The 19,764-nt window shown below is 58.6% G+C and carries 13 protein-coding genes and 4 pseudogenes; 9 read left to right on the plus strand and 8 right to left on the minus strand.

All coding sequences use genetic code 11. From position 1 onward, the window contains the following. Nucleotides 1–103: 103 nt before the first annotated feature. The 3 genes from ALO64_RS19490 to ALO64_RS19500 all read left to right on the plus strand — a co-directional run bounded on the left by ALO64_RS19490 (nucleotide 104) and on the right by ALO64_RS19500 (nucleotide 1,216). Nucleotides 104–592 carry a DUF3828 domain-containing protein gene (locus ALO64_RS19490; RefSeq protein WP_005733540.1) on the plus strand — a complete coding sequence of 163 codons (489 nt, stop codon included), beginning with the start codon at nucleotides 104–106 and terminating at the stop codon, nucleotides 590–592. Between the two features lie 63 nt (nucleotides 593–655). Next, a complete protein-coding gene (locus ALO64_RS19495) occupies nucleotides 656–859 on the plus strand; it encodes a hypothetical protein (protein WP_002553810.1) in 204 nt (67 codons plus the stop codon). Nucleotides 860–1,018: 159 nt separating this feature from the next. After that, complete coding sequence (locus ALO64_RS19500; protein ID WP_002553811.1) at nucleotides 1,019–1,216, plus strand: hypothetical protein; 198 nt, start codon at nucleotides 1,019–1,021, stop codon at nucleotides 1,214–1,216. Between the two features lie 8 nt (nucleotides 1,217–1,224). Here ALO64_RS19500 and ALO64_RS19505 read toward each other — a convergent pair. Both ALO64_RS19505 and ALO64_RS19510 read right to left on the minus strand, forming a co-directional pair. Next, nucleotides 1,225–2,696, minus strand: a pseudogene (locus ALO64_RS19505) (MFS transporter). A 61-nt stretch (nucleotides 2,697–2,757) separates the two neighbouring features. Further along, entirely contained in the window at nucleotides 2,758–4,014 is a 1,257-nt protein-coding gene (locus ALO64_RS19510) for an Nramp family divalent metal transporter (protein WP_054991786.1), read from the minus strand. 351 nt (nucleotides 4,015–4,365) lie between these two features. On the opposite strand from ALO64_RS19510, the gene ALO64_RS19515 reads away from it, so the two are divergent. After that, nucleotides 4,366–5,784: an MFS transporter gene (locus ALO64_RS19515; protein WP_044344734.1), complete on the plus strand. Its 1,419-nt coding sequence runs from the start codon at nucleotides 4,366–4,368 to the stop codon at nucleotides 5,782–5,784. Nucleotides 5,785–5,806: 22 nt separating this feature from the next. On the opposite strand, the gene ALO64_RS19520 is transcribed toward ALO64_RS19515, so the two are convergent. Beyond that, the gene (locus ALO64_RS19520; protein WP_004658504.1) at nucleotides 5,807–6,031 is read right to left on the minus strand and encodes a DUF6555 family protein; all 225 of its coding nucleotides are present in this window, start codon (nucleotides 6,029–6,031) and stop codon (nucleotides 5,807–5,809) included. A gap of 116 nt (nucleotides 6,032–6,147) precedes the next feature. Further along, nucleotides 6,148–7,698: a nitric oxide reductase transcriptional regulator NorR gene (norR, locus tag ALO64_RS19525; RefSeq protein ID WP_044344735.1), complete on the minus strand. Its 1,551-nt coding sequence runs from the start codon at nucleotides 7,696–7,698 to the stop codon at nucleotides 6,148–6,150. 371 nt (nucleotides 7,699–8,069) lie between these two features. Here norR and ALO64_RS19530 point away from each other — a divergent pair, with 371 nt between their 5' ends. The 5 genes and pseudogenes from ALO64_RS19530 to ALO64_RS19550 all read left to right on the plus strand — a co-directional run bounded on the left by ALO64_RS19530 (nucleotide 8,070) and on the right by ALO64_RS19550 (nucleotide 14,007). Beyond that, entirely contained in the window at nucleotides 8,070–9,521 is a 1,452-nt protein-coding gene (locus ALO64_RS19530) for a UbiA family prenyltransferase (protein WP_044344736.1), read from the plus strand. Next, the gene (locus ALO64_RS19535; protein WP_044344737.1) at nucleotides 9,518–10,834 is read left to right on the plus strand and encodes an FAD-binding oxidoreductase; all 1,317 of its coding nucleotides are present in this window, start codon (nucleotides 9,518–9,520) and stop codon (nucleotides 10,832–10,834) included. Before ALO64_RS19530 ends, ALO64_RS19535 begins: the two co-directional genes overlap by 4 nt. Continuing rightward, nucleotides 10,831–11,571 carry an SDR family oxidoreductase gene (locus tag ALO64_RS19540; protein WP_044344738.1) on the plus strand — a complete coding sequence of 247 codons (741 nt, stop codon included), beginning with the start codon at nucleotides 10,831–10,833 and terminating at the stop codon, nucleotides 11,569–11,571. The genes ALO64_RS19535 and ALO64_RS19540 overlap by 4 nt, the downstream gene beginning before the upstream one ends. Then, complete coding sequence (locus ALO64_RS19545) at nucleotides 11,568–12,533, plus strand: lysylphosphatidylglycerol synthase transmembrane domain-containing protein (RefSeq protein WP_044344739.1); 966 nt, start codon at nucleotides 11,568–11,570, stop codon at nucleotides 12,531–12,533. The genes ALO64_RS19540 and ALO64_RS19545 overlap by 4 nt, the downstream gene beginning before the upstream one ends. A gap of 54 nt (nucleotides 12,534–12,587) precedes the next feature. Then, a pseudogene (locus ALO64_RS19550) lies at nucleotides 12,588–14,007 on the plus strand (DUF2723 domain-containing protein). 48 nt (nucleotides 14,008–14,055) lie between these two features. Here ALO64_RS19550 and ALO64_RS19555 read toward each other — a convergent pair. The 4 genes and pseudogenes from ALO64_RS19555 to ALO64_RS19570 form a co-directional block, all read right to left on the minus strand. After that, a pseudogene (locus tag ALO64_RS19555) lies at nucleotides 14,056–15,882 on the minus strand (glycoside hydrolase family 15 protein). Next, nucleotides 15,875–16,675, minus strand: a complete 801-nt coding sequence (locus ALO64_RS19560) for an SDR family oxidoreductase (RefSeq protein ID WP_005733527.1) — start codon at nucleotides 16,673–16,675, stop codon at nucleotides 15,875–15,877. The pseudogene ALO64_RS19555 and the gene ALO64_RS19560 overlap by 8 nt, the downstream one beginning before the upstream one ends. A 67-nt stretch (nucleotides 16,676–16,742) precedes the next feature. Next, nucleotides 16,743–17,767: pseudogene (locus tag ALO64_RS19565) on the minus strand (NADP(H)-dependent aldo-keto reductase). Between the two features lie 87 nt (nucleotides 17,768–17,854). After that, complete coding sequence (locus ALO64_RS19570) at nucleotides 17,855–19,666, minus strand: ABC transporter ATP-binding protein (protein WP_005733524.1); 1,812 nt, start codon at nucleotides 19,664–19,666, stop codon at nucleotides 17,855–17,857. Nucleotides 19,667–19,764 lie beyond the last annotated feature (98 nt).

A 19,764-nucleotide genomic window follows, 5' to 3' on the forward strand; every position in this document is an offset into this window, starting at 1 on the left:
GCTCGGAGCTTCCCTAAAACCATTGCTTTTTTGTCCGCATGTCTTACAAATGCAATGTTCTCAGTCTGTAACCTCACTGCCACCTTCTCTGCGAGCCTGCTCCATGTCCAGAACCGTCGCCATTGCCTTCGCCTGCCTGCTTTCATCAACGGCCCAGGCCGCCTGCCCCGCCGCGACCCCGGTCGATACAGCGCGCTGGGTCTACGAAAAGCATCAGGACTTTTACCTCAGTGGCAAAGGCTCGGCTGATTACCTGTCCAAGCCTTTGCTGGGCTTGCTGAAAAAAGACTGGGCCTGTCAGAACGGTGATCAGTGCGCAGTCAGCGCCAACCCCTGGACCGACGCGCAGGATGGCGATGTGCAGAAGCCCATCGACTGGAAGCTGGTGTCCAATTCCGACAAGCAGGCGGTGGTCGAGATGACCTACAACCTGGGCTACAAAGACGCCCCGCAGCAGCCGGTCACCAGCCAGACCACTCGTCTGTTGTTGACTAAAAATGCCAGCAGTTGCTGGGTGCTGGACAATCTTCAAGGGCCGCAGGGTGTCGCACTGATGCAGACCCTGGAGGAATTTCCTTACGAAGGTGATTGATCGGCCTTGAAACAATCCGTCATTCTCGGTATCACAGGCACTTGAATTTCACGAGCGAGCACCATGAATACCTTTGAGCAATCGATTATTGAGGCTGCGCAGGCCGCCACGCCCAATAACACCGATGCCGAACGCGAAGCTGCCAGAATTGCCGCCACGCAGGCAGTGGCCGAAATCATGTCCAGCCGCAGCGGGCTGGACCGTACCCTGGCATTGGCCGAGTTGCTGGATTCCTACTCGGAACATGACGATCAGGAAGACGATTAGGCGGGGCGGCAGCGGGCAAAAATTTATTATCTGTTTATTTACCTGCGACGCTAAAGAAAGCTACTGTAGCGGTCGATAATTAGATTGAGGGGGTTCATCACAGCCCCCATTCATTTAGTCATTTAGTGCGCTCGGATGCGACCTATAGGGGAACCATCCGTGCAAGTCGAACAACTGAAAGACATCCAGGCCTACGTCAGGCGCACCGCCGACGACCTTGAACGCGTCTCGGCCAATCTTGCCGGACATCTTTTGTACCTGGAGCGTACTTCTCGCCCGCATGAAGCGCAGGAAGTCAGCGAGCGGATCGTCGGCTTGCGTGCGTCAGTCGATGGCCTTCGTGGCGTGTTCCGGTAACTGACCATTTACCTTTCCCCGGCCTGCGACAGCGGCCTCGCTACTTCCTCCAGAGACTTGCGCTCGGCAGCCGCGCCCCATATCGACTGAACCAGCGCCGCGAACATCATCAACCCTGCCCCGATCAGATAGCCGATCAGCACATTGCTGCGTTCGCCGGTTTCTATCAACTCACCAAACAACGTAGGGCCTATCATCCCGCCCAGCCCCGTACCGAAGGCGTAGAACACTGCAATCGCCAATGCGCGGATTTCCAGCGGAAAGGTTTCGGCCACTGTCAGGTAGGCCGAGCTGGCCGCTGCCGAAGCAAAGAAGAAAATCACCATCCAGGCAATGGCCTGCTGGGTTACGTCCAGCAGACCTTGCTCGAACATATAGCCACTGATCGCCAACAGCACGCCTGACACACAATGGGTCAGGCTGATCATGACACGCCGCCCCACCACGTCAAACAACCTGCCCAGCAGCAGCGGACCGCAGAAATTACCCAGCGCCAGCGGCAACACATACCAACCGACGCGCTCGGACGGCACGCCATAGAAGTCGGTCAATACCAACGCGTAAGTGAAGAAAATCGCATTGTAGAAAAAAGCCTGCGCCGTCAGCAGCGTCAGGCCAACCAGCGATCGCTGGCGAAACGTCACCAGCAAGGTTCTGGCAACCTCCCCCAGCGGCGTGTGGTCGCGCACGTGCAGGCGCAAGGGTTTGCCCTGCACGGGAGGCAGCACATGGCCCTGGCGCTGCAAATCGGCCTCTATCTGTTCAACGATCTTTTTCGCCTGCGCGGCCTGGCCGTGAATCAACAGCCAGCGTGGGCTCTCCGGCAGCCACAGACGCATCAGCAGCACCAGCAGGCCCAATACCGCACCGATCCCGAAACACAGGCGCCAGCCCAGTTCGGCACCTACCCATTGCGGATCGAGCAACACAATCGAGCCAATCGCGCCCAGCGCAGCACCCAGCCAGAACGTGCCATTGATGGTCAGGTCGACCCAGCCCCGGTAACGTGCCGGGGTAAATTCCTGGATTGTCGAATTGATTGCGGTGTACTCGCCACCGATACCCATCCCGGTCAGAAAGCGGAACAGCATGAAGCTCCAGACGCTGAATGAAAACGCCGTGGCAGCCGTGGCGACGACGTACAGCAGCAAGGTGATGAAGAACAGTTTGCGACGCCCGAGACGGTCCGCCAGCCAGCCAGCCAGCCAGCCAGCCAGCCAAAAAATAATGCGCCGAGTACGGCACCGGCGATATACGCGGCACCCGCCAGGCCCACGTCACTGTTGGTCAGGTTGAGCGCCGGACTGGCTTTCAGGGCGCCAGCCACCGAGCCTGCAAGGGTCACTTCCAGGCCATCGAGCAACCAGGTGATACCCAGCGCCACAACCAGCAAGGTGTGAAACCGCCCCCAGGGTAAGCGGTCCAGACGGGCCGGCAAATCGGTTTCGAACACTGCACCCGTTTCATCGGTTGTGGTCATTTCCGGCTCCCTGACAGCGAACATTGGTGTCAGGTTTGAGAGTGACTTACGGCGATCAAGTTCAGCTCACCCAGAACCACAGCAGCGTCAGATTGGCCGCCGAGATCAGACCGAACAGACCCCAGGCGGCAATCTTGACCAACCGACTATTGACGAACGGCCCCATCAACTGCGGATCACTGGTAAAGCGAATCAGCGGCCAGAGCGCAAACGGCAGTTGCAGGCTCAGCACCACCTGGCTGAGCACCAGCATCTTGCCGACCGAACTGTCACCCAGCCAGATCACGCCGATCAGCGCCGGAATCAGTGCCAGTGCGCGAGTAATCAAGCGCCGTTGCCAGCAAGGAATTTTGGCCTGCAGAAAGCCTTCGAGCACCACCTGCCCGGCGATGGTTCCCGTGAACGTCGAACTTTGCCCTGCCGCCAGCAAGGCGACGCCGAACAGCACGCTGGCAATGGCACCGCCTACCAATGGATCAAGCAGGTGATAAGCGTCCTGAATCTCGACCACTTCTGTATGCCCGGTCTTGTGAAACGCCGCAGCCGCGAGGATCAGAATCGCCGCATTGATCAGTAGCGCAAGGCTCAGCGAACCGATAGTGTCCAGCCGGGCGTAGCGAATGGCAGTGGCCTTGATGGCCAGGTCAGCACCATTGACCCGGGTCTGCACCACTGACGAATGCAGATAAAGGTTATGCGGCATGACCGTGGCACCCAGAATACCGATGGCGATATACAGCGGCTCCTGGCTGCTCAGTACATCCCAGCTCGGTTTCAGGCCCGCCACCACATCCGGCCAGAATGGCTTGATCAGAAACAATTCGACGGCAAAACAACTGGCAATGGTTGCAATCAACCCCAGCACGATAGCTTCCAGACGCCGGAAATTGGCACCCTGCAAGGCCAGCACGATCAGGGTATCGAAAGCGGTCAGCGCTACACCGGTGGTTATCGACACGCCCAGCAACAGATGAAACGCCAACGCCGCCCCCAGCACCTCTGCCAGATCGGTGGCGATGATCGACAGCTCTGCCAGCAGCCACTGGCCTTTGGCGACATTACGGCTGTAGCGGGCAGCAGACAGCTGCGCCAGATCACGCCCGGTGGCGATGCCAAGGCGGGAACAAAGGTTTTGCAAGACCATTCCCGACAAACTGGCGAGCACCACCACAAACAACAATGAATAACCAAAGCGTGAACCGGCCTCGATAGCCGTCGCCCAGTTGCCGGGGTCCATGTAACCGATGGAAACCAGCAGGCCTGGCCCCACGAACAGCATCATCTTGCGTAGCAAGGATGCGTTCGGCGGGATGGTCACGATGGGCAGAAAGGGGCTGTTGCAGTGGTGGGCAGTTTGTACGTCACGAGAACCCGACAGGCAGAAAATCAAGACCCTCATCCTAAGGTTTTGCGACACATGTTGATACATCATTGGAGGCTTCATGCCTGCTGTTTTGACGCTTGCTGGTCTTTGAGGCTGGCGCTGCATTGCTAATCACAAGCTATTTCAACGGTGTACAGCCCGACCCAACCGGTATAAACACTCAAAAACCGCACCAACTAAACAATTATTAATCTTTTAGGGGCCATTAACCGCATTAAAAGACCATTCATTACAAATTGTAAAGAGTACCATTCAGGCCTCTACAAGAACTCAGGATGGCCATCTATGAACTCATCACCTCGCACAGGTGCACCCAAGGGCGAACAGCTGCGGGCAGCGAATATCTCGGCGCGTATTGATCGACTGCCTGCGGTTGCCACTATCTGGAAACTGGTCGCCCTGCTGTCTATCGCCGGTTTTTTCGAGCTTTACGACCTGTTTCAGACGGCCTATATCAGCCCCGGCCTGATTCGCGACGGAATCTTTGCCACGGGAAACCAGGGCCTGTTCGGCTTTTCCGATCAGGCAGCCTTTGCCTCGGCGACCTTTCTGGGTCTGTTTTTCGGTGCCAGTCTGGTTAGCCCGATTGCCGACCGTTACGGTCGCCGCGCAATTTTTACCTTCGCGCTGATCTGGTACACCATTGCCACGGTGATCATGGGTCTGCAGACCTCCGCTCTGGGCGTGATAAGCATGCGCTTTGTAGTGGGTATCGGCCTGGGCGTAGAGCTGGTGACCATCGACACTTACCTGTCGGAACTGGTGCCCAAACGCATACGCAGTTCGGCGTTCGCCTTCGCATTTTTCATCCAGTTCCTGTCAGTCCCCAGCGTGGCGCTAATGTCATGGTGGCTGGTGCCCCAGGCACCCTTCGGCTTTTCCGGATGGCGCTGGGTGGTGATTGGCAGCGCGGTATTTGCGCTGTTTGTCTGGTGGCTGCGTTCAGCACTGCCAGAATCACCTCGCTGGCTGGCGCAGCAGGGGCGTTTCGACGAAGCCGAACTGATCATGGACGGAATTGAAGCACGTTGTATCAAAGACCAGGGCAAGCCGCTGGATGAACCTGAACCGGAGAAAGTCGCGCTGTCAGGCAACGGCAGCTTCGCTGATATGTGGCAACTGCCATACCGTCGTCGTGCACTGATGCTGATCGTATTTCACGTCTTCCAGGCCATTGGCTTCTTCGGCTTCGGTAACTGGCTACCCGCCCTGCTTTCCGGCCAGGGCCTGAGTGTCACACACAGCCTGGGGTATGCGTTCGTGATCACGCTGGCCTACCCGCTCGGCCCGTTGCTGTTCGTGAAATTTGCCAACCGCTTCGAGAACAAATGGCAAATCGTCGGCTCAGCGTTGGGAGCTATGATCTTCGGCAGCCTGTTTGCCTTCCAGACCAGCGCGGCAGGCCTTATTTTCTGCGGGATCATGATCACATTCTGCAACGCATGGCTGAGCTTCAGTTATCACTCATACCAGGGCGAGTTGTTTCCGACCAACATCCGCGCACGTGCCGTGGGCTTTTGCTACTCGTTCAGCCGCCTGTCAACGGTGTTCAGCAGCCTGCTGATCGGGATTTTCCTCGACCACTTCGGCACACCGGGCGTACTGGCGTTCATCGTTGGCAGCATGCTGATCGTGATCATCACCATTGGCCGGTTCGGACCACGTACACGCAATCTGGCGCTGGAGCAGATAGCCCACCGTTGAGTGAACTGACCGAGGAGTGGGTTCAGGCCTGAGCCCACTCCACATTGGTGACACCAAAGTGTTCCGCATAAGGCTTGGACACTTTGGCGACTTTCTCCAAACGGTATTTCGGTATGCGCGCAAGACCCGCGTCGACACTTGCACAGTGCCATGCTTCAGCGTTGTCCATATTCTCGGTGCGTATATAAAAACTCTTGAACGAACCGTTCAGCAGATAATCAATGCGGTAATGCTTTGGAAGTGCCATTGAAAGCCTGATCCTTTTTTCAGCAGTGGCTTGAAGTATAGGTGACTGCATTCACTGCAAAGAAATTCATTCTTTTTTCAATATCGGCGACCAACGAACATCCCCATTCGGATATATCAGCGAATACCCAGGCGCTTGGCAAGTCGATTGAGATTGGCTCTGTCCACCGCTAAATCGCGCGCCACTTCTGCCCAACGGCCTTGATGTCGTTCAAGACAATCAGCAATCAAAGAACGCTGAAAAGCATCCACCGACGCCTTGAGCCCTGCCCCCTGCACAGCCGCTGAAAGGGCTTTTTCAGCCGTGGGTAGTGGCGTGGCAGACGCCGAGCCGTCGAGGCCCAGCGCAGGCCCTTCGACCGTCAGGATGCGCGGTTTTTGCGGATGGGCAGACAACGCCTTGAGTACCGCCCGGCTGATCAGGTGCTCCAGCTCACGAACGTTACCCGGCCAGGGGTGCGCGAGCAGCAGCCGCTGCGCCTCGGCGCTCAGGCGCAGCCCACGTAGCCCCATGCGCACACGGTTTTCCTCGATAAAATAGCCGGCCAGCAGCAACACATCCCGTCCGCGCTCGCGCAGTGCTGGCACGAGCAGCGGGTAGACGCTCAATCGATGATAGAGATCCGCCCGAAACCGGCCGGAGCGCACTTCCTCGGCCAGATCACGATTGGTGGCAGCGATGATGCGCACATCCACATGGTGTTCCTGATCAGCACCCACCCGTTGCAACTGACCACTTTGCAGCACACGCAACAGCTTGGATTGCACCGACAATGGCAGCTCACCCACCTCGTCAAGGAACAACGTACCGCCATCCGCCAGCTCGAACCTGCCGCTACGCCCATTGACCGCCCCGGAAAAAGCGCCTTTGACATGCCCGAACAATTCGCTTTCGACCAGCATTTCAGGCAGCGCGGCGCAGTTGAGGCTGATCAGCGGCTTGTGTGCCCGCGGCGAGTGCAGATGGATGGACTCGGCCACCAACTCCTTGCCGACACCGGTTTCACCCATGACCAGTACCGTCAGCGGGCTGTTGCCGACCAGTTCAATCTCCTGCTGCATACGCTGGTGAACCGCGCTCTGACCAATCAGCTCGCGAGGCGCTCGCCCTCCGGCAGCGCGCTTGTAGACCTCGGCCAACTGGCGCTGATCTTCAAAACCCCGCGCCAACTGGTTGATGCGCTCGCCCGCCATGACCGTTGCCGCGGCGAGGCTGGCGAAGGCCTGCAGGTTATCCAGATCGACGCTGCCAAAGCTGGAGGGGTCCAGCGAATCCAGGGTAATAAGCCCCCAGGGCCGCCCCTGAACAGACAGCACGCAGCCCAGGCAATCATGCACTTCCAACGCGCCATGACCGTCGACCAGCCCGTCATAAGGGTCCGGTAAATCGCAATCGGCAGCAAAGCGCAGCGGCCCGTCACTCGCAAGCAACGCCTCGAAGCGAGGATGCTCGCTGACCCGGAAGCGACGACCGAGCGCGTCCGGGCTGAGTCCGTCGACCGCCAGTGGAATCAGCACATCACCCTCAAGCCTGAGCAGTGCAGTAGCGTCGCAAGGCAGCCAGTGGCGCAGCGAGCACAGCAGACGCCGATAACGCTCTTCGTCCGGCAGTTCTCTGGACAGGTCGGACACCAACGGTATCAGCTCACGCAACAGGGGGTGGGTCATTACGACTCCAGCAGACGGCCAACAAAGGCGTCATTATGACTCGCCAGGCTGAATAAGTGGTCACCGCGATGTTTATCCAGGCTCGCCCGTTCTGGCACCGTATGTCGAACACGTTGTATCAACGCGCGAATCAGAGCTACCGCCGTTAATCAGCCCTCTGAAATGACTCATTAACTTTACAGTTTCCGTACCAGATTCCGTTATTTGATCAATCAATGAATCAATAGCGTTCATGCAATTACAGTTGCCCGACCCTTAATTTTTCTGACGCCACAGGCACGGCTAAATGATGGATATCGTTTAATTTTATTGATGTGGCGATTGTCCGGTCTTGTTCCATAGTGCGCTCACTTTTACAGGAGCAACTGTTCATGCCCGGCACTCAAGGAGGAGTTCTTGAGGTTGATACACCTCTGGTTGTCGACCTCGATGGAACGCTGCTGCGTTCAGATTTGCTGTTTGAAACCGCAGTAGCTTTTATCCGAGGCCGACCACTACAGGTATTCAAGCTTTTTACCTGGCTATTACAAGGCAAGGCGTCCCTCAAGCAAGGGCTGGCTCTGGGCACCGACATCGACATTGCGTTACTGCCCTACGATGCTGCGGTCATCGCTTATATCCAGACCAGTCGGCAGCACGGGCGCAGGGTGGTTTTGGCAACGGCCTCTCACGAAACCCTTGCCAACCAGATTGCAGCACACCTGCAAATGTTTGATCAGGTCTGGGCCTCGGACGGTAAAACCAATCTTTCTGCCCATCGCAAACGCGATTTGCTGGTCAGCCATTATGGTGAGGGCGGCTTTGATTACATCGGTAATTCCCGGGACGACCTGTGCATCTGGAAAGTCTCACGCAAGGCCATCGTCGCCAGCCCGCTCGCAGGTGTGGAGCGCGCGGCGCGGGCACAAGGAAAAGTCGAACAGGTGATCAAATCCACATCGTCCCGACGCAGTGCGTGGTACAAGGCGTTGCGCCTCCACCAATGGCTGAAAAACACACTGATTTTTGTGCCCCTGCTCGCTGCTCACCAAGTCCAGAGCACGCAATTGCTGCTCGACGGATTGCTGGCATTTTTGTGTTTCGGGCTCTGCGCATCAAGCGTTTACCTGCTCAATGACCTGCTTGATCTGGCAGATGACCGCCACCATCGAAGCAAACGCGAGCGCCCGTTCGCCAGCGGTCAGTTGTCGATCGAATCCGGCTTACTGGTGATCCCGCTGTTGCTCGCAGCAGCCTTCGCCGGCGAGGCAATCATGTTGCCATGGCAATTTGCGGCGGTGCTGGCTGCCTATTACTTGCTGACGCTGGTCTACTCGCTTTACCTCAAGCGCCACATGGCAGTGGACGTCATTGTTCTGGCGATGCTCTACACCACGCGCATCCTGGCCGGTGCAGCGGCGTTTCAGTTGCCGCTGACGTTCTGGATTCTGGCATTTTCAATGTTTCTGTTTCTCAGCCTCGCGCTGGTCAAGCGCTATGCCGAACTGCGCGACGCTAGGCTGTGCGATGTGACCGTCAAGACACGCGGCCGCGGCTACTACCCGGGCGATCTGGACATGATCGCCTCCCTGGGTGCATCGTCGGGCAATCTGGCGGTAATGGTCCTGGCGCTTTACATCCATGAGGGCGCGACGGTTGCCCTGTATCAGCATCCGCATGTGATCTGGCTGGCCTGCCCGTTGCTGTTGTTCTGGATCACCCGGATCTGGATGCTCACCCATCGCGGCCAGATGAACGAGGACCCGGTAGTTTTCGCAATCCGCGACCGGATCAGCCAGGGGATCGGTTTTCTGTTCCTGCTGGTGTTCTGGATCGCCGCATGAGCGCGCCTCTCTACTCCTGGGGGCGCTACCCGCAGGTTGCCCAGCAAGGTCATGACTGTGAGGCGGTAAATCGCTTGCCGGCGCACATCTCGGAAACACTTGCGCACCATCACACCAGCCTGCCGTTCGGCAACGGCCGTAGCTACGGCGACAGTTGTCTGGCCAGCAGTGGTCACGTACTGGACATGCGCAAGCTGGATCGCTTCATCGCCGCAGACTGGCAGAACGGCGTGGTGCAACTGGAAGCAGGCATGACCCTGTCACAACTGCTGGCGGCAGCAATCCCGCGCGGCTGGTTTCTACCGGTCACACCGGGCACGCAGTTTGTGACGATAGGCGGCGCACTTGCCAACGACGTGCACGGCAAGAATCATCATCTACGCGGCACCTTCGGCTGTCATGTCATGCGTTTCGAATTGATCCGTCATGGCGAGCCGCCGATGGTTTGTTCGGCCGTGGAAAACCCTTTGTTTTTCGCTGCCAGCATCGGCGGCCTGGGCTTGACCGGCGTTATCAGTCGGGTCGAGCTGCAATTGATGCCGATCCGTACCAGTCAGATCAACAGCACGGTGGTGCGCTTCGCCAATCTGGCAGAATTTTTTACCCTGTCGCACGAGCTGGACGCGCAGCACGAATACAGCGTGGCCTGGATTGATTGCCTGGCGCGAGGCAGTAATAGCGGTCGTGGCGTGTACGTTGTCGGCGACCATGCTCGTTACGGGTCGCTGGCGGTCGATGCGCCCAAGCGTCTGAGCATACCGTTCATTGCCCCGCTTTCACTGGCCAACAAGCTGTCCTTGCGTGCATTCAATTCGATCTACTGGCACGCCCATCCACAACAGGCCAAGGCCCGCCGCAGCGCGTGCGAAGCGTTCTTCTACCCGCTGGATCGCATCCAGCACTGGAATCGTCTTTATGGTCGCAAAGGGTTTCAGCAATACCAGTGCGTGATCCCCGGGCATTGCGCGTCCAAGGCCATGCAACTGCTGCTCGATGCGATTGCTGCATCGGGCCGGGGTTCATTCCTTGCGGTACTCAAGCGCTGCGGCGATATCGCTTCGCCGGGGCTGCTGTCCTTCCCTATGCCGGGTACTTCGCTGGCACTGGATTTTTCGCAGACGCGCGAGCTGGCCGAAACACTGTTCCCACGCCTGGATGCCATTGTCCGTGAAGCGGGTGGACGTCTATATCCGGCAAAAGATGCACACATGACCGGGAGCGATTTCCGCCAGGCCTATCCAGCCTGGGAGCAACTTGAAGCCCTGCGTGACCCTTCCTTGATGTCCCGCTTCTGGAAACGAGTGATGCCATGAAAAAAATTCTGATCATCGGCGCGACATCAGCCATCGCCCACGCCTGTGCCCGACTCTGGGCCGCGCAGGGCTGTGATTTTTTTCTGGTGGCGCGCGACATGGAGAAGCTCGACAGCAATGCAGCCGATCTCAAGGCGCGCGGTGCCGGGCGTATCGACACACACCGACTGGACGTTACGCACTTTTCAGAGCACCCGGCGATGCTGGTCGACTGTCTGGCTGCATTGGGGCAGATCGATATCGTCCTGTTGGCTCACGGCACCCTGCCCGACCAGAAGGCCTGCGAGCAATACGCAGGCCTGGCCATACAGGAATTCATCACCAACGGTGCATCGGTTATTGCCTTGCTGACCCTGCTGGCCAGGCATTTCGAAGTGCAGCGCTGCGGCACACTGGCGGTGCTTTCCTCCGTCGCTGGTGATCGAGGACGCCCTTCCAATTACCTGTACGGCTCGGCCAAGGCTGCCGTCTCGACGTTCTGCGACGGGTTGCAGGCGCGGATGTTCAAACTCGGCGTACACGTAGTGACCATCAAGCCGGGTTTTGTCGACACGCCCATGACCCACGGCCTGCCGTTGCCTGCCTTGCTGGTTGCGCAACCGGCAGCTGTTGCGGAGCGCATCGTCAAGGGCATCGCGCGCGGGTCTACAAGCCTTTATGCGCCGGGCTTCTGGGCATGGATCATGTGGGTGATTCGCGCGATTCCACAGCCATTATTCAAAAGGCTCGACCTTTGAGCGACATGCCGCTGCTGTCAGGCTGGCGCTATCGGGCGGTGCTGCTCTCGGTCGTCTTCTCGGCACTGGGCTATCTGGGATTTTCCCTGTGGGGCGGCTGGCAGGCAGTCAGCGCAGCAACCGGCAAGGTCGGGGTGCAGGGCATTGGCTTGGTCTTGCTGATGTCGGCAATCAACTACGCGCTGCGCTTCGGACGCTGGCAGCTTTACCTTGAGGTGCTGGGGCATCCGCTTGCCTGGCGGCAAAGCCTGCGGATCTACCTGGCCGGCTTCGCCCTGACAACCACGCCCGGCAAGGCCGGCGAAGCATTGCGTGGCGTATTGCTCAGGCCGCTGGGCGTACCGTACCCACAAAGTTTTGCTGCATTTTTCAGCGAACGCCTGTCCGATCTGCTGGCCATCGTGCTGCTGACGCTGTTCGGTCTGTCGTGGTACCCGCAGGCGCAACCCATGATTTTTATCGGCCTGGCGCTGGTTCTGGCGGGGCTGCTGGTGCTGTCTCAGGGTCATTTGCTGAAGCGCATGCGAGGTGCGCTGCCGACGGAGAAGAGCACACGACTGCACAGGCTGCGGCGGCAGCTGTTCGACATCCTGCTCGCCGCCCGTCAATGCCTGCACGGGAGAGTGTTGCTGACCGCCAGCCTGCTCAGTCTGCTTGCCTGGAGCGCCGAGGCACTAGCGTTTTACTGGATGCTTGGCTGGATGGGCGCGCAGATCCCACTGACGTTTGCCGTGTTTACCTATGCACTGGCAATGCTCGCCGGAGCGTTGAGCTTCATGCCGGGTGGCCTGGGCAGTGCCGAAGCAGTGATGGTCGGGCTGCTGATGTTCAAGGGCATGCCTGGGGCCGACGCGATTGCCGCCACGCTGCTGATACGTCTGGCGACCCTGTGGTTCGCAGTGGCGATCGGTGCCGTGATGCTTTCCCGATTCAACGCTGCACCACCGGGACGTCAGCCTTGAGGCAGTAAAGCAGGCACCCAACACCTTTTGTTCACCTCACGGAGGAGCTGTTCAATGCTACCCGATTCGCGCACCTCGATTGCCATGCCCCTGTTTCTGCTGGGTGCCGCCATCGCCGCAAGTTTTCTGGCCTCCAGCGGGCCGGTGCAATGGATGGACAATGGCATGTTTCTGGCCAACGCCCGCGAAGGCCATTATTTCAGTGAGTCGCTCGGACCGCTGGAGCATCCGCTTTATCAACTGCTCAACTCGGTATTCTTCACACTGTTCGGCCCACGCGCGCTCAGCCTGCTGAATTCGTTACTCCTCGTGCCGTTGGCATGGATCGTCTATCGACTGGCGCAAAGCCTCGGCGCCGGGCCACGTCAGGCCGTACTCGCTGGCGCAGCGACGGTATTGGCGCACGGAGTGTTCTGGGTGTCGACCAAAGCCGAGGTTTATCTGCTGCACACGCTGTTCGTACTGCTGGCTTATACGCTGCAGTTCAATGACAGTAACCGTCTGACGCCGCTGAAAAAGCTGTTCATTATTGGCGTGCTGACTGGAATGGCGGCCTCGACTCATCAACTGACCTTCGTGGTCCTGCTGCCGCTGTACCTGCATCTTGTATAAAGCGCGCGTTTTGATCACCCTGCCCGGCTTCATGCTCGGCTTCGCGTCGGCGGCTGTCGCGGTATTAAATGACCTTAACACCGGATTGGGCCTGCTGGATATTGCTCGACGTTACCTGACCGGTGCGTCCGCGACCATTGCGGGGCCTGAGTGGCAAGGCAGCCTGTTGCGTTTCGACGAACTCCTGGAGGAAAGGAACGCAGCCATACTGGTGCTGCTGTCACTGATAGGGCCGCAGTTGGCGGGGCTGCTGCTGTTTCCCAAGGAGAGTCGGCTGCGGTTGTTGTGGAGTGCGGCGCTGTTGAATCTGGTTTTTGCCATTTCCTATAACGTGACCGACCGTTTCACCTTTTTTCTACCCGGCGTGGCGATGCTGAGCATCATCGGCATGATTCAGCTGCGGCGGTTTTTGCCACACAATGTGACACGCAGCACCTTGCTCAATCTCTCGGTATTGTCCTCGCCGACAGTGGTTTTGTTGGCGTATTCACTTTACGCAAACGGGGTCATACATTTTCCTGAGCATAAGGAGAAGCTGCCCTATCGCGACGATATCCGTTATTTCATGGTGCCTTACCTGCGCGACCGCTCTGCCGAGCAGTTCGTGCGCGCCTATGAACAGGTCGTGCCCAACGGTGCTTTGATCATCGCCGACTGGACACCGATGGGTGCCATGCGCTCCGGGCAAGCCATCGGGCTGCTTGGCGGTCGCAGGCTGGCCATGTGCGACGACAACGTTGCCATTCGAGCGGCCTTGAACAGCAACGGCGTCTATCTGCCACGGTTGAGCTATTGCGGGACGCTTACACAGAACTACCGGCTGGAAGAACAGTCGGCAGGATATTCATTGCAGGCGAACTGATCATGAATGAACCTCTGATTCACATTCATGACACGTTCGCGCACACTCTCAAGGCTGCCAGAGCGCTTGCCCGCCGCCCAGTTTGCGGTCCAGAAAACTGGCCGCGCTGATTAACGCCAGATGGCTCAGGGCCTGCGGTGTATTACCGAGATGATGAGCATGCGCGTCGAATTCTTCGGCGTACAAACCCAGCGGGTTGGCGTAACGCAGCAATTGTTCGAACTCCAGATGCGCCTGCTCGACCCGACCGGCACGGGCCAGACATTCGACGTACCAGAACGAACAGGCAACGAATGCGCCCTCTTCGCCTGCCAGTCCGTCATCGTGATCATCATCGTTGCGATAGCGGAATACCATCCCGTCACGCACCAGTGCTGCTTCGATGGCGTCCAGCGTCGCCAGCCACTTCGGGTCATTGGCACCGACAAAGCGTACCAGCGGCATCAGCAGCATCGAGGCATCCAGATTGCGGCTGCCCTTGTGCTGCACGAAGTGGCCCAGGTCTTCGTTCCAGAAATTCTCCCAGATGTCGTTGTGGATCTCTTCACGTACCCTGGTCCAGCGCTCGAAGGGCCCCGACAGCGAGCGCTTGAACGCCAGGCGCAGTGCCCGGTCCAGTGCAACCCAGCACATCAGCCGCGAATGCAGAAAATGCTGATCGCCACCGCGCATTTCCCAGATGCCCACATCGCGGTCGCTCCAGTGTTCGCACACGTAGTCGACCTGGCGAACGACATGCTACCAGCCATCATGGGAAATAGCGTCTCCATACTTGTTGGCCAGGTAGACGGCGTCCATCAGTTCGCCATAGATATCCAGCTGAACCTGCTTGTAGGCCTCATTGCCGATGCGTACCGGCTGAGCACCGCCGTAGCCGGACAAATGATCGAGATTGTCTTCCGGCAATTCTGCGTGGCCATCGAGGGCATACAGAATGCCGAGTTTCTCGGTCTGTTCACAGCAGTCATCCAGTCGCCCGCGCACCCAGCTCATGAAGGCATTGGCTTCATCGGTGTACCCCAGGCGCATGAACGCATACACGGTGAATGATGCGTCACGTATCCAGGTGTAACGGTAGTCCCAGTTGCGCTCGCCGCCCTCGGTTTCCGGCAGACCGAACGTCGCGGCTGCGACAATGCCGCCATGCTTGCGCGAGGTCAGCAGCTTGAGCGCCAGCGCCGAGCGAGTGACCATTTCACGCCAGCGGCCCTTGTATTGCGATTGCCCGGCCCAGCGCCGCCAGAATTTCAGTGTGTCGTCGAAATAGCGCGAGCATTTGCCTGCGGCCACGTTCGGGTCGTCGATACCGCCAAGAATGAACTCGACGGTCTGGCCTTTATGCATGTGAAACTCGGCTACAGGGTCCTGCTGCTCCAGCTGTAGCGGCGTAGCAGCCGACAAGCGCATGCCTGGCTGCCCTTCGGCCTCGAAACAGATGTCCTGGCCATCGACGCGAGCGGTGGTTTCAGCACGGCTGTAGTCCATGCGTACCCGGCAGCGCATGCGAATGGTGGCCTCGCCAAAACGCACTTGAACCCTACGCACGATGCGCGGCAGATCGTCCTGATCTTCACCGATCGGCATCAGGTCGGTGACTTCCACCACCGCGTCCTCGGAAATCCAGCGGGTTTGCAGGACATTGGTGTCCGGCAGGTAGATCTGCAGACGCCTGGCGTCAGGCAAATCGGGCGCCAGCTGAAAGATCCCGGCATCGGGCGTATCCAGCAGCGCGGTGAAAATCGACGGGCTGTCGAAATCCGGCCAGCAGCAGAAATCGATGCTGCCGGTGTTGGCGATCAACGCGGCGCTGCGCATATCGCCGATGATGCCGTGGTCTTCGATACGGTTTTGCGCTTCTTGGGGAAAGTCAGCCATTGCCACGGAACTCCGGATAAAGGGTCATCCCGCCGTCGATGTACAGGGTCGTGCCGTGCACATAATCCGAGGCATCGGAGGCCAGCCAGAGCACGGCATTGGCGACGTCTTCAGGCTCACCGATACGGCCATAAGGGATCAGTTTGAGCATTTCTTTCTCGGCGTCGCCCTTGCGCGCATCGGCATTGATCGGCGTGCGAATAGCACCCGGCGCGACGCTGTTGACGCGAATTTTCAGTTCGCCAACCTCCTGAGCAATGCTGCGCATCAGCAGATCGACGCCGCCTTTGGATGCAGCGTAATTGACATGCCCGGCCCATGGGATCAACTGATGCACCGAACTCATGTGAATGATCTTGCCCATCGCCCGTGACACATCAGGGCGCATGCCTTGCTTGATGAACTGGCGTAACGCCGCGCGGGCACAGAGAAATTGCCCGGTCAGGTTGACATTGATGACCGTGTTCCAGTCTTCCAGGCTCATGTCGACGATGGCTGCGTCTTTTTGCAGGCCCGAGTTGGCGACCAGGATGTCCAATGCGCCAAAGTGCTCGATGGTCTGCGCAAACAGGCGCTCGACGTCTGCTTCTTTCGACACGTCGGCCCCGACAGCAAGTGCGCGACCGCCCGCTGCGCGAATCTCTTCAGCCAGCTTCTCGGCAGGTTCAGCCTTGGAGTTGTAATTGATCACCACCGCCGCCCCGGCGTCCGCCAGCGCTCGCGCGGCACCCGCGCCGAGACCGGAACTGGCTCCGGTGACGATAGCGACTTGTTGCTTGAGTGAGATATGCATCGAATTTCAGCCTCGGAGTAAGCGTACTAGTGCTGACTGACGAGGCTGAAAGTAAGTTCAGTTCGGCTTAGGGTGCCGGGTTGGGCTGAGTAGTGTGAATCGCTTCGATGCCGGCGATGACCTCGTCGGACAGCGTGACGTCGATGCTCTCCAGATTGATCTTCAGTTGATCCAGTTTCGTGGCACCAATGATGTTGCTGGTCACGAACGGACGGCTGGTGACATAGGCCAGCGCCATCTGCGATGGATCCAGACCATGCTCGCGAGCCAGCGCGACATACTTGGCTGTGGCAGTGACGGCCTGCGGGTTGTTGTAGCGCTGGAAACGCTCGAACAGGGTCAGGCGGCCATCAGCCGGACGTGCACCGCCCAGGTACTTGCCGGCCAACACACCGAACGCCAGTGGCGAATAGGCCAGCAAGCCGATCTGTTTTCTGCCAGACCCACTTCGAAGGTGCGGTTAAGCAGGTTGTAGGGGTTCTGGATCGAGACAGCACGTGGCAGATCGAGGGTTTCGGCAAGGTGCAGAAAACGCTGAGTGCCCCATGGCGTTTCGTTGGAGAGGCCGAAGTGGCGAATCTTGCCCGCCTTGACCAGATCGCCCAGAACCGACAGGGTTTCTTCGATTTCGACAGCCTGATCATCCGGGTCGTGGGTGTAACCCAGCACGCCGAAGAAGTTGGTCTTGCGATCCGGCCAGTGCAACTGGTACAGGTCCAGGTAATCGGTATTAAGGCGCTTGAGGCTGGCTTCCAGCGCCGCAGTGATGTTCTTGCGGTCAAGCCGCGGATTGCCATCGCGGATATGATCCATGCGACCTGGACCGGCGACCTTGCTGGCCAGTACCCAGTCGTTGCGGTCCCCGTACTTCTTGAAGTACTCGCCGATGATGCTTTCGGTCTTGGTGTAAGTCTCGCCACGCGGCGGCACCGGGTACATTTCTGCCGTGTCTAGGAAGTTGACCTTGGCATCCTTGGCCATACGAATCTGTTCGAATGCTTCATCCTGGGTGTTCTGCTCGCCCCAGGTCATGGTGCCCAGACAGATCGCGCTGACCGACAGATCGGTTTTGCCCAATTTACGAAATTGCATCGATGTCTCCGTTTGATTCAAAAAGATACAGCTTGAAACAGGGCTCTCATAAAACGCCGACTGGTCATTCACTGCAACACTTTTTATCTAACGATAGCCTTGCGCCTGCAGATCGAACAGCGCGGCGTAGCGCCCTGCGGCGGCGATCAGGCTGTCGTGATCACCGCGCTCCAGCACCCGCCCATGCTCCAGCACCACGATATGTTCGGCGTTGCGCACACTGGAAAAACGGTGGGAAATCAGCAGCGTCATGCGTCCCTTGGCGTACTCGCGAAAGTGCTCGAATACCGCAGCTTCTGCTCCGGCATCCAACGCGGCAGTGGGCTCATCGAGAATCAGAATATCGGCATCGCGGCGCATATAGGCGCGTGACAGCGCGATTTTCTGCCACTGCCCGCCGGACAGCTCCTGACCGCCTGCGAACCAACGCCCCAATTGTGTGGCGTAACCCTTGTCGAGCTGTTCGATAAACTGCGCTGCCATGCCTTGCGCAGCGGCTTCGCGCCAGCGGGTTTCGTCGTGAAAGGCGTGGGTATCGCCGACCCCGAGGTTTTCACCGACCAGAAACTGATAGCGGATGAAGTCCTGAAAAATCACGCCGATGCGCGACCGCAGGGCGTCTTCGTCCCATTCCTGCAGATCGCTGCCATCCAGCAGAATGCGGCCTTGGTCGGGCTGATAAAGGCGCGTCAGCAACTTGATCAGGGTGGTCTTCCCCGAGCCGTTCTCGCCCACCAGCGCCACGCTGCGACCCGGTGCAAGATGCAGATCGATGTTTTCCAATGCTGCGCGGCTGGTGCCAGGGTAAGTGAAGCTGACGTTCTCGAAACGCATGCCATCGCCGGGCAGCGCACCCTGGGTCAGGCTGCCAGCAGACGGCGTGACCGGCTGACCGAGGTAAATGTATAGGTCGGCCAGGTACAGCCCGTCCTCGTACAAACCACTGATCGCACTCAGGCTGCTGCTCACAGCGGCCTGCCCTTGCTTGAACAGCACCAGGTACATGGTCATCTGCCCCAGGGTAATACGCCCATGCACCGCATCGACCACCACCCAGGCGTACGCCAGATAGAACGAAGCAGTGCCCAGCAAGCCGAGCAGAAAGCCCCAGCCATCACGGCGCACGGTCAAGCGGCGGTCTTCGGCATACAACCGTTCAAAGGTGTCGCGATATCGTTTGAGCAGCAGCGGCGCGAAGCCGAACAGCTTGACCTCTTTGATGTAGCCCTCGTGGGAGAGCAGTGTTTCGATGTAGTTCTGCCGACGGGTTTCCGGAGCACGCCGGGTAAACAGGCGGAACGCGTCGCCGGAAAAATGCGCCTCGGCAAAAAACACCGGCAATGCGCCGAGCACCAGAATCAGCAACGCCCAGGGCGAGAAATGCACCAGCAGTACGGCAAAGCTGATCAGCGAAATGAGGTTTTGCAGCAATCCCAGGGATTTGGTCACCAGCGCCAGAGGCCGGGTCGAGGCTTCACGCCGGACTCGTACCAGCTTGTCGTAGAACTCCGAATCCTCGAACTGCGACAGTGACAGGGTCTGGGCCTTCTCCAGAATCAACGTATTGACCTTCTGCCCCAGCAACACCCGCAACAGCGCCTGCTGCACCGACAGCCCGCGTTGCGCACCGGCCAGCAGCGCCAGTACACCGGCCTCCAGCAACACATAACGCAACACCGGCCATAGAGGCGCCTCGCCAGTGCTGGCATGCAGTTGCATGGCACTGACCACCGCATCGACAATCCGCTGCCCCAACCAGGCGGCCAGCGCGGGCAGCAAGCCTGCCACCAGCGTGGCAACGATCAAGCCAACGGAGAGCGCTCGGGACGTGGTCCAGACCAGATGCATAGCCCGTAAGGCCTGCTGCATGAACGACGTGAAGCGTTTGAAAACCGGCATACGTTAAAAAATCCTGAAGAGCCTTACATATAGGGGGCAGTTCACTGGAGCGCTCATCGTTATACACAAAGCCTTGAGATGACTATCGTGCCAATGCT

Origin of the sequence: Pseudomonas meliae (assembly GCF_001400515.1) — a bacterium.
Lineage (GTDB): Bacteria > Pseudomonadota > Gammaproteobacteria > Pseudomonadales > Pseudomonadaceae > Aquipseudomonas > Aquipseudomonas amygdali.

Coding starts and splice junctions, on each gene's coding strand:
- norR (WP_044344735.1), bottom strand. CDS start 7,698: ATGACCCACCCCCTGTTGCGTGAGCTGATACCGTTGGTGTCCGACCTG.
- ALO64_RS19535 (WP_044344737.1), top strand. CDS start 9,518: ATGAGCGCGCCTCTCTACTCCTGGGGGCGCTACCCGCAGGTTGCCCAG.
- ALO64_RS19495 (WP_002553810.1), top strand. CDS start 656: ATGAATACCTTTGAGCAATCGATTATTGAGGCTGCGCAGGCCGCCACG.
- ALO64_RS19570 (WP_005733524.1), bottom strand. CDS start 19,666: ATGCCGGTTTTCAAACGCTTCACGTCGTTCATGCAGCAGGCCTTACGG.
- ALO64_RS19490 (WP_005733540.1), top strand. CDS start 104: ATGTCCAGAACCGTCGCCATTGCCTTCGCCTGCCTGCTTTCATCAACG.
- ALO64_RS19560 (WP_005733527.1), bottom strand. CDS start 16,675: ATGCATATCTCACTCAAGCAACAAGTCGCTATCGTCACCGGAGCCAGT.
- ALO64_RS19515 (WP_044344734.1), top strand. CDS start 4,366: ATGAACTCATCACCTCGCACAGGTGCACCCAAGGGCGAACAGCTGCGG.
- ALO64_RS19520 (WP_004658504.1), bottom strand. CDS start 6,031: ATGGCACTTCCAAAGCATTACCGCATTGATTATCTGCTGAACGGTTCG.
- ALO64_RS19540 (WP_044344738.1), top strand. CDS start 10,831: ATGAAAAAAATTCTGATCATCGGCGCGACATCAGCCATCGCCCACGCC.
- ALO64_RS19530 (WP_044344736.1), top strand. CDS start 8,070: ATGCCCGGCACTCAAGGAGGAGTTCTTGAGGTTGATACACCTCTGGTT.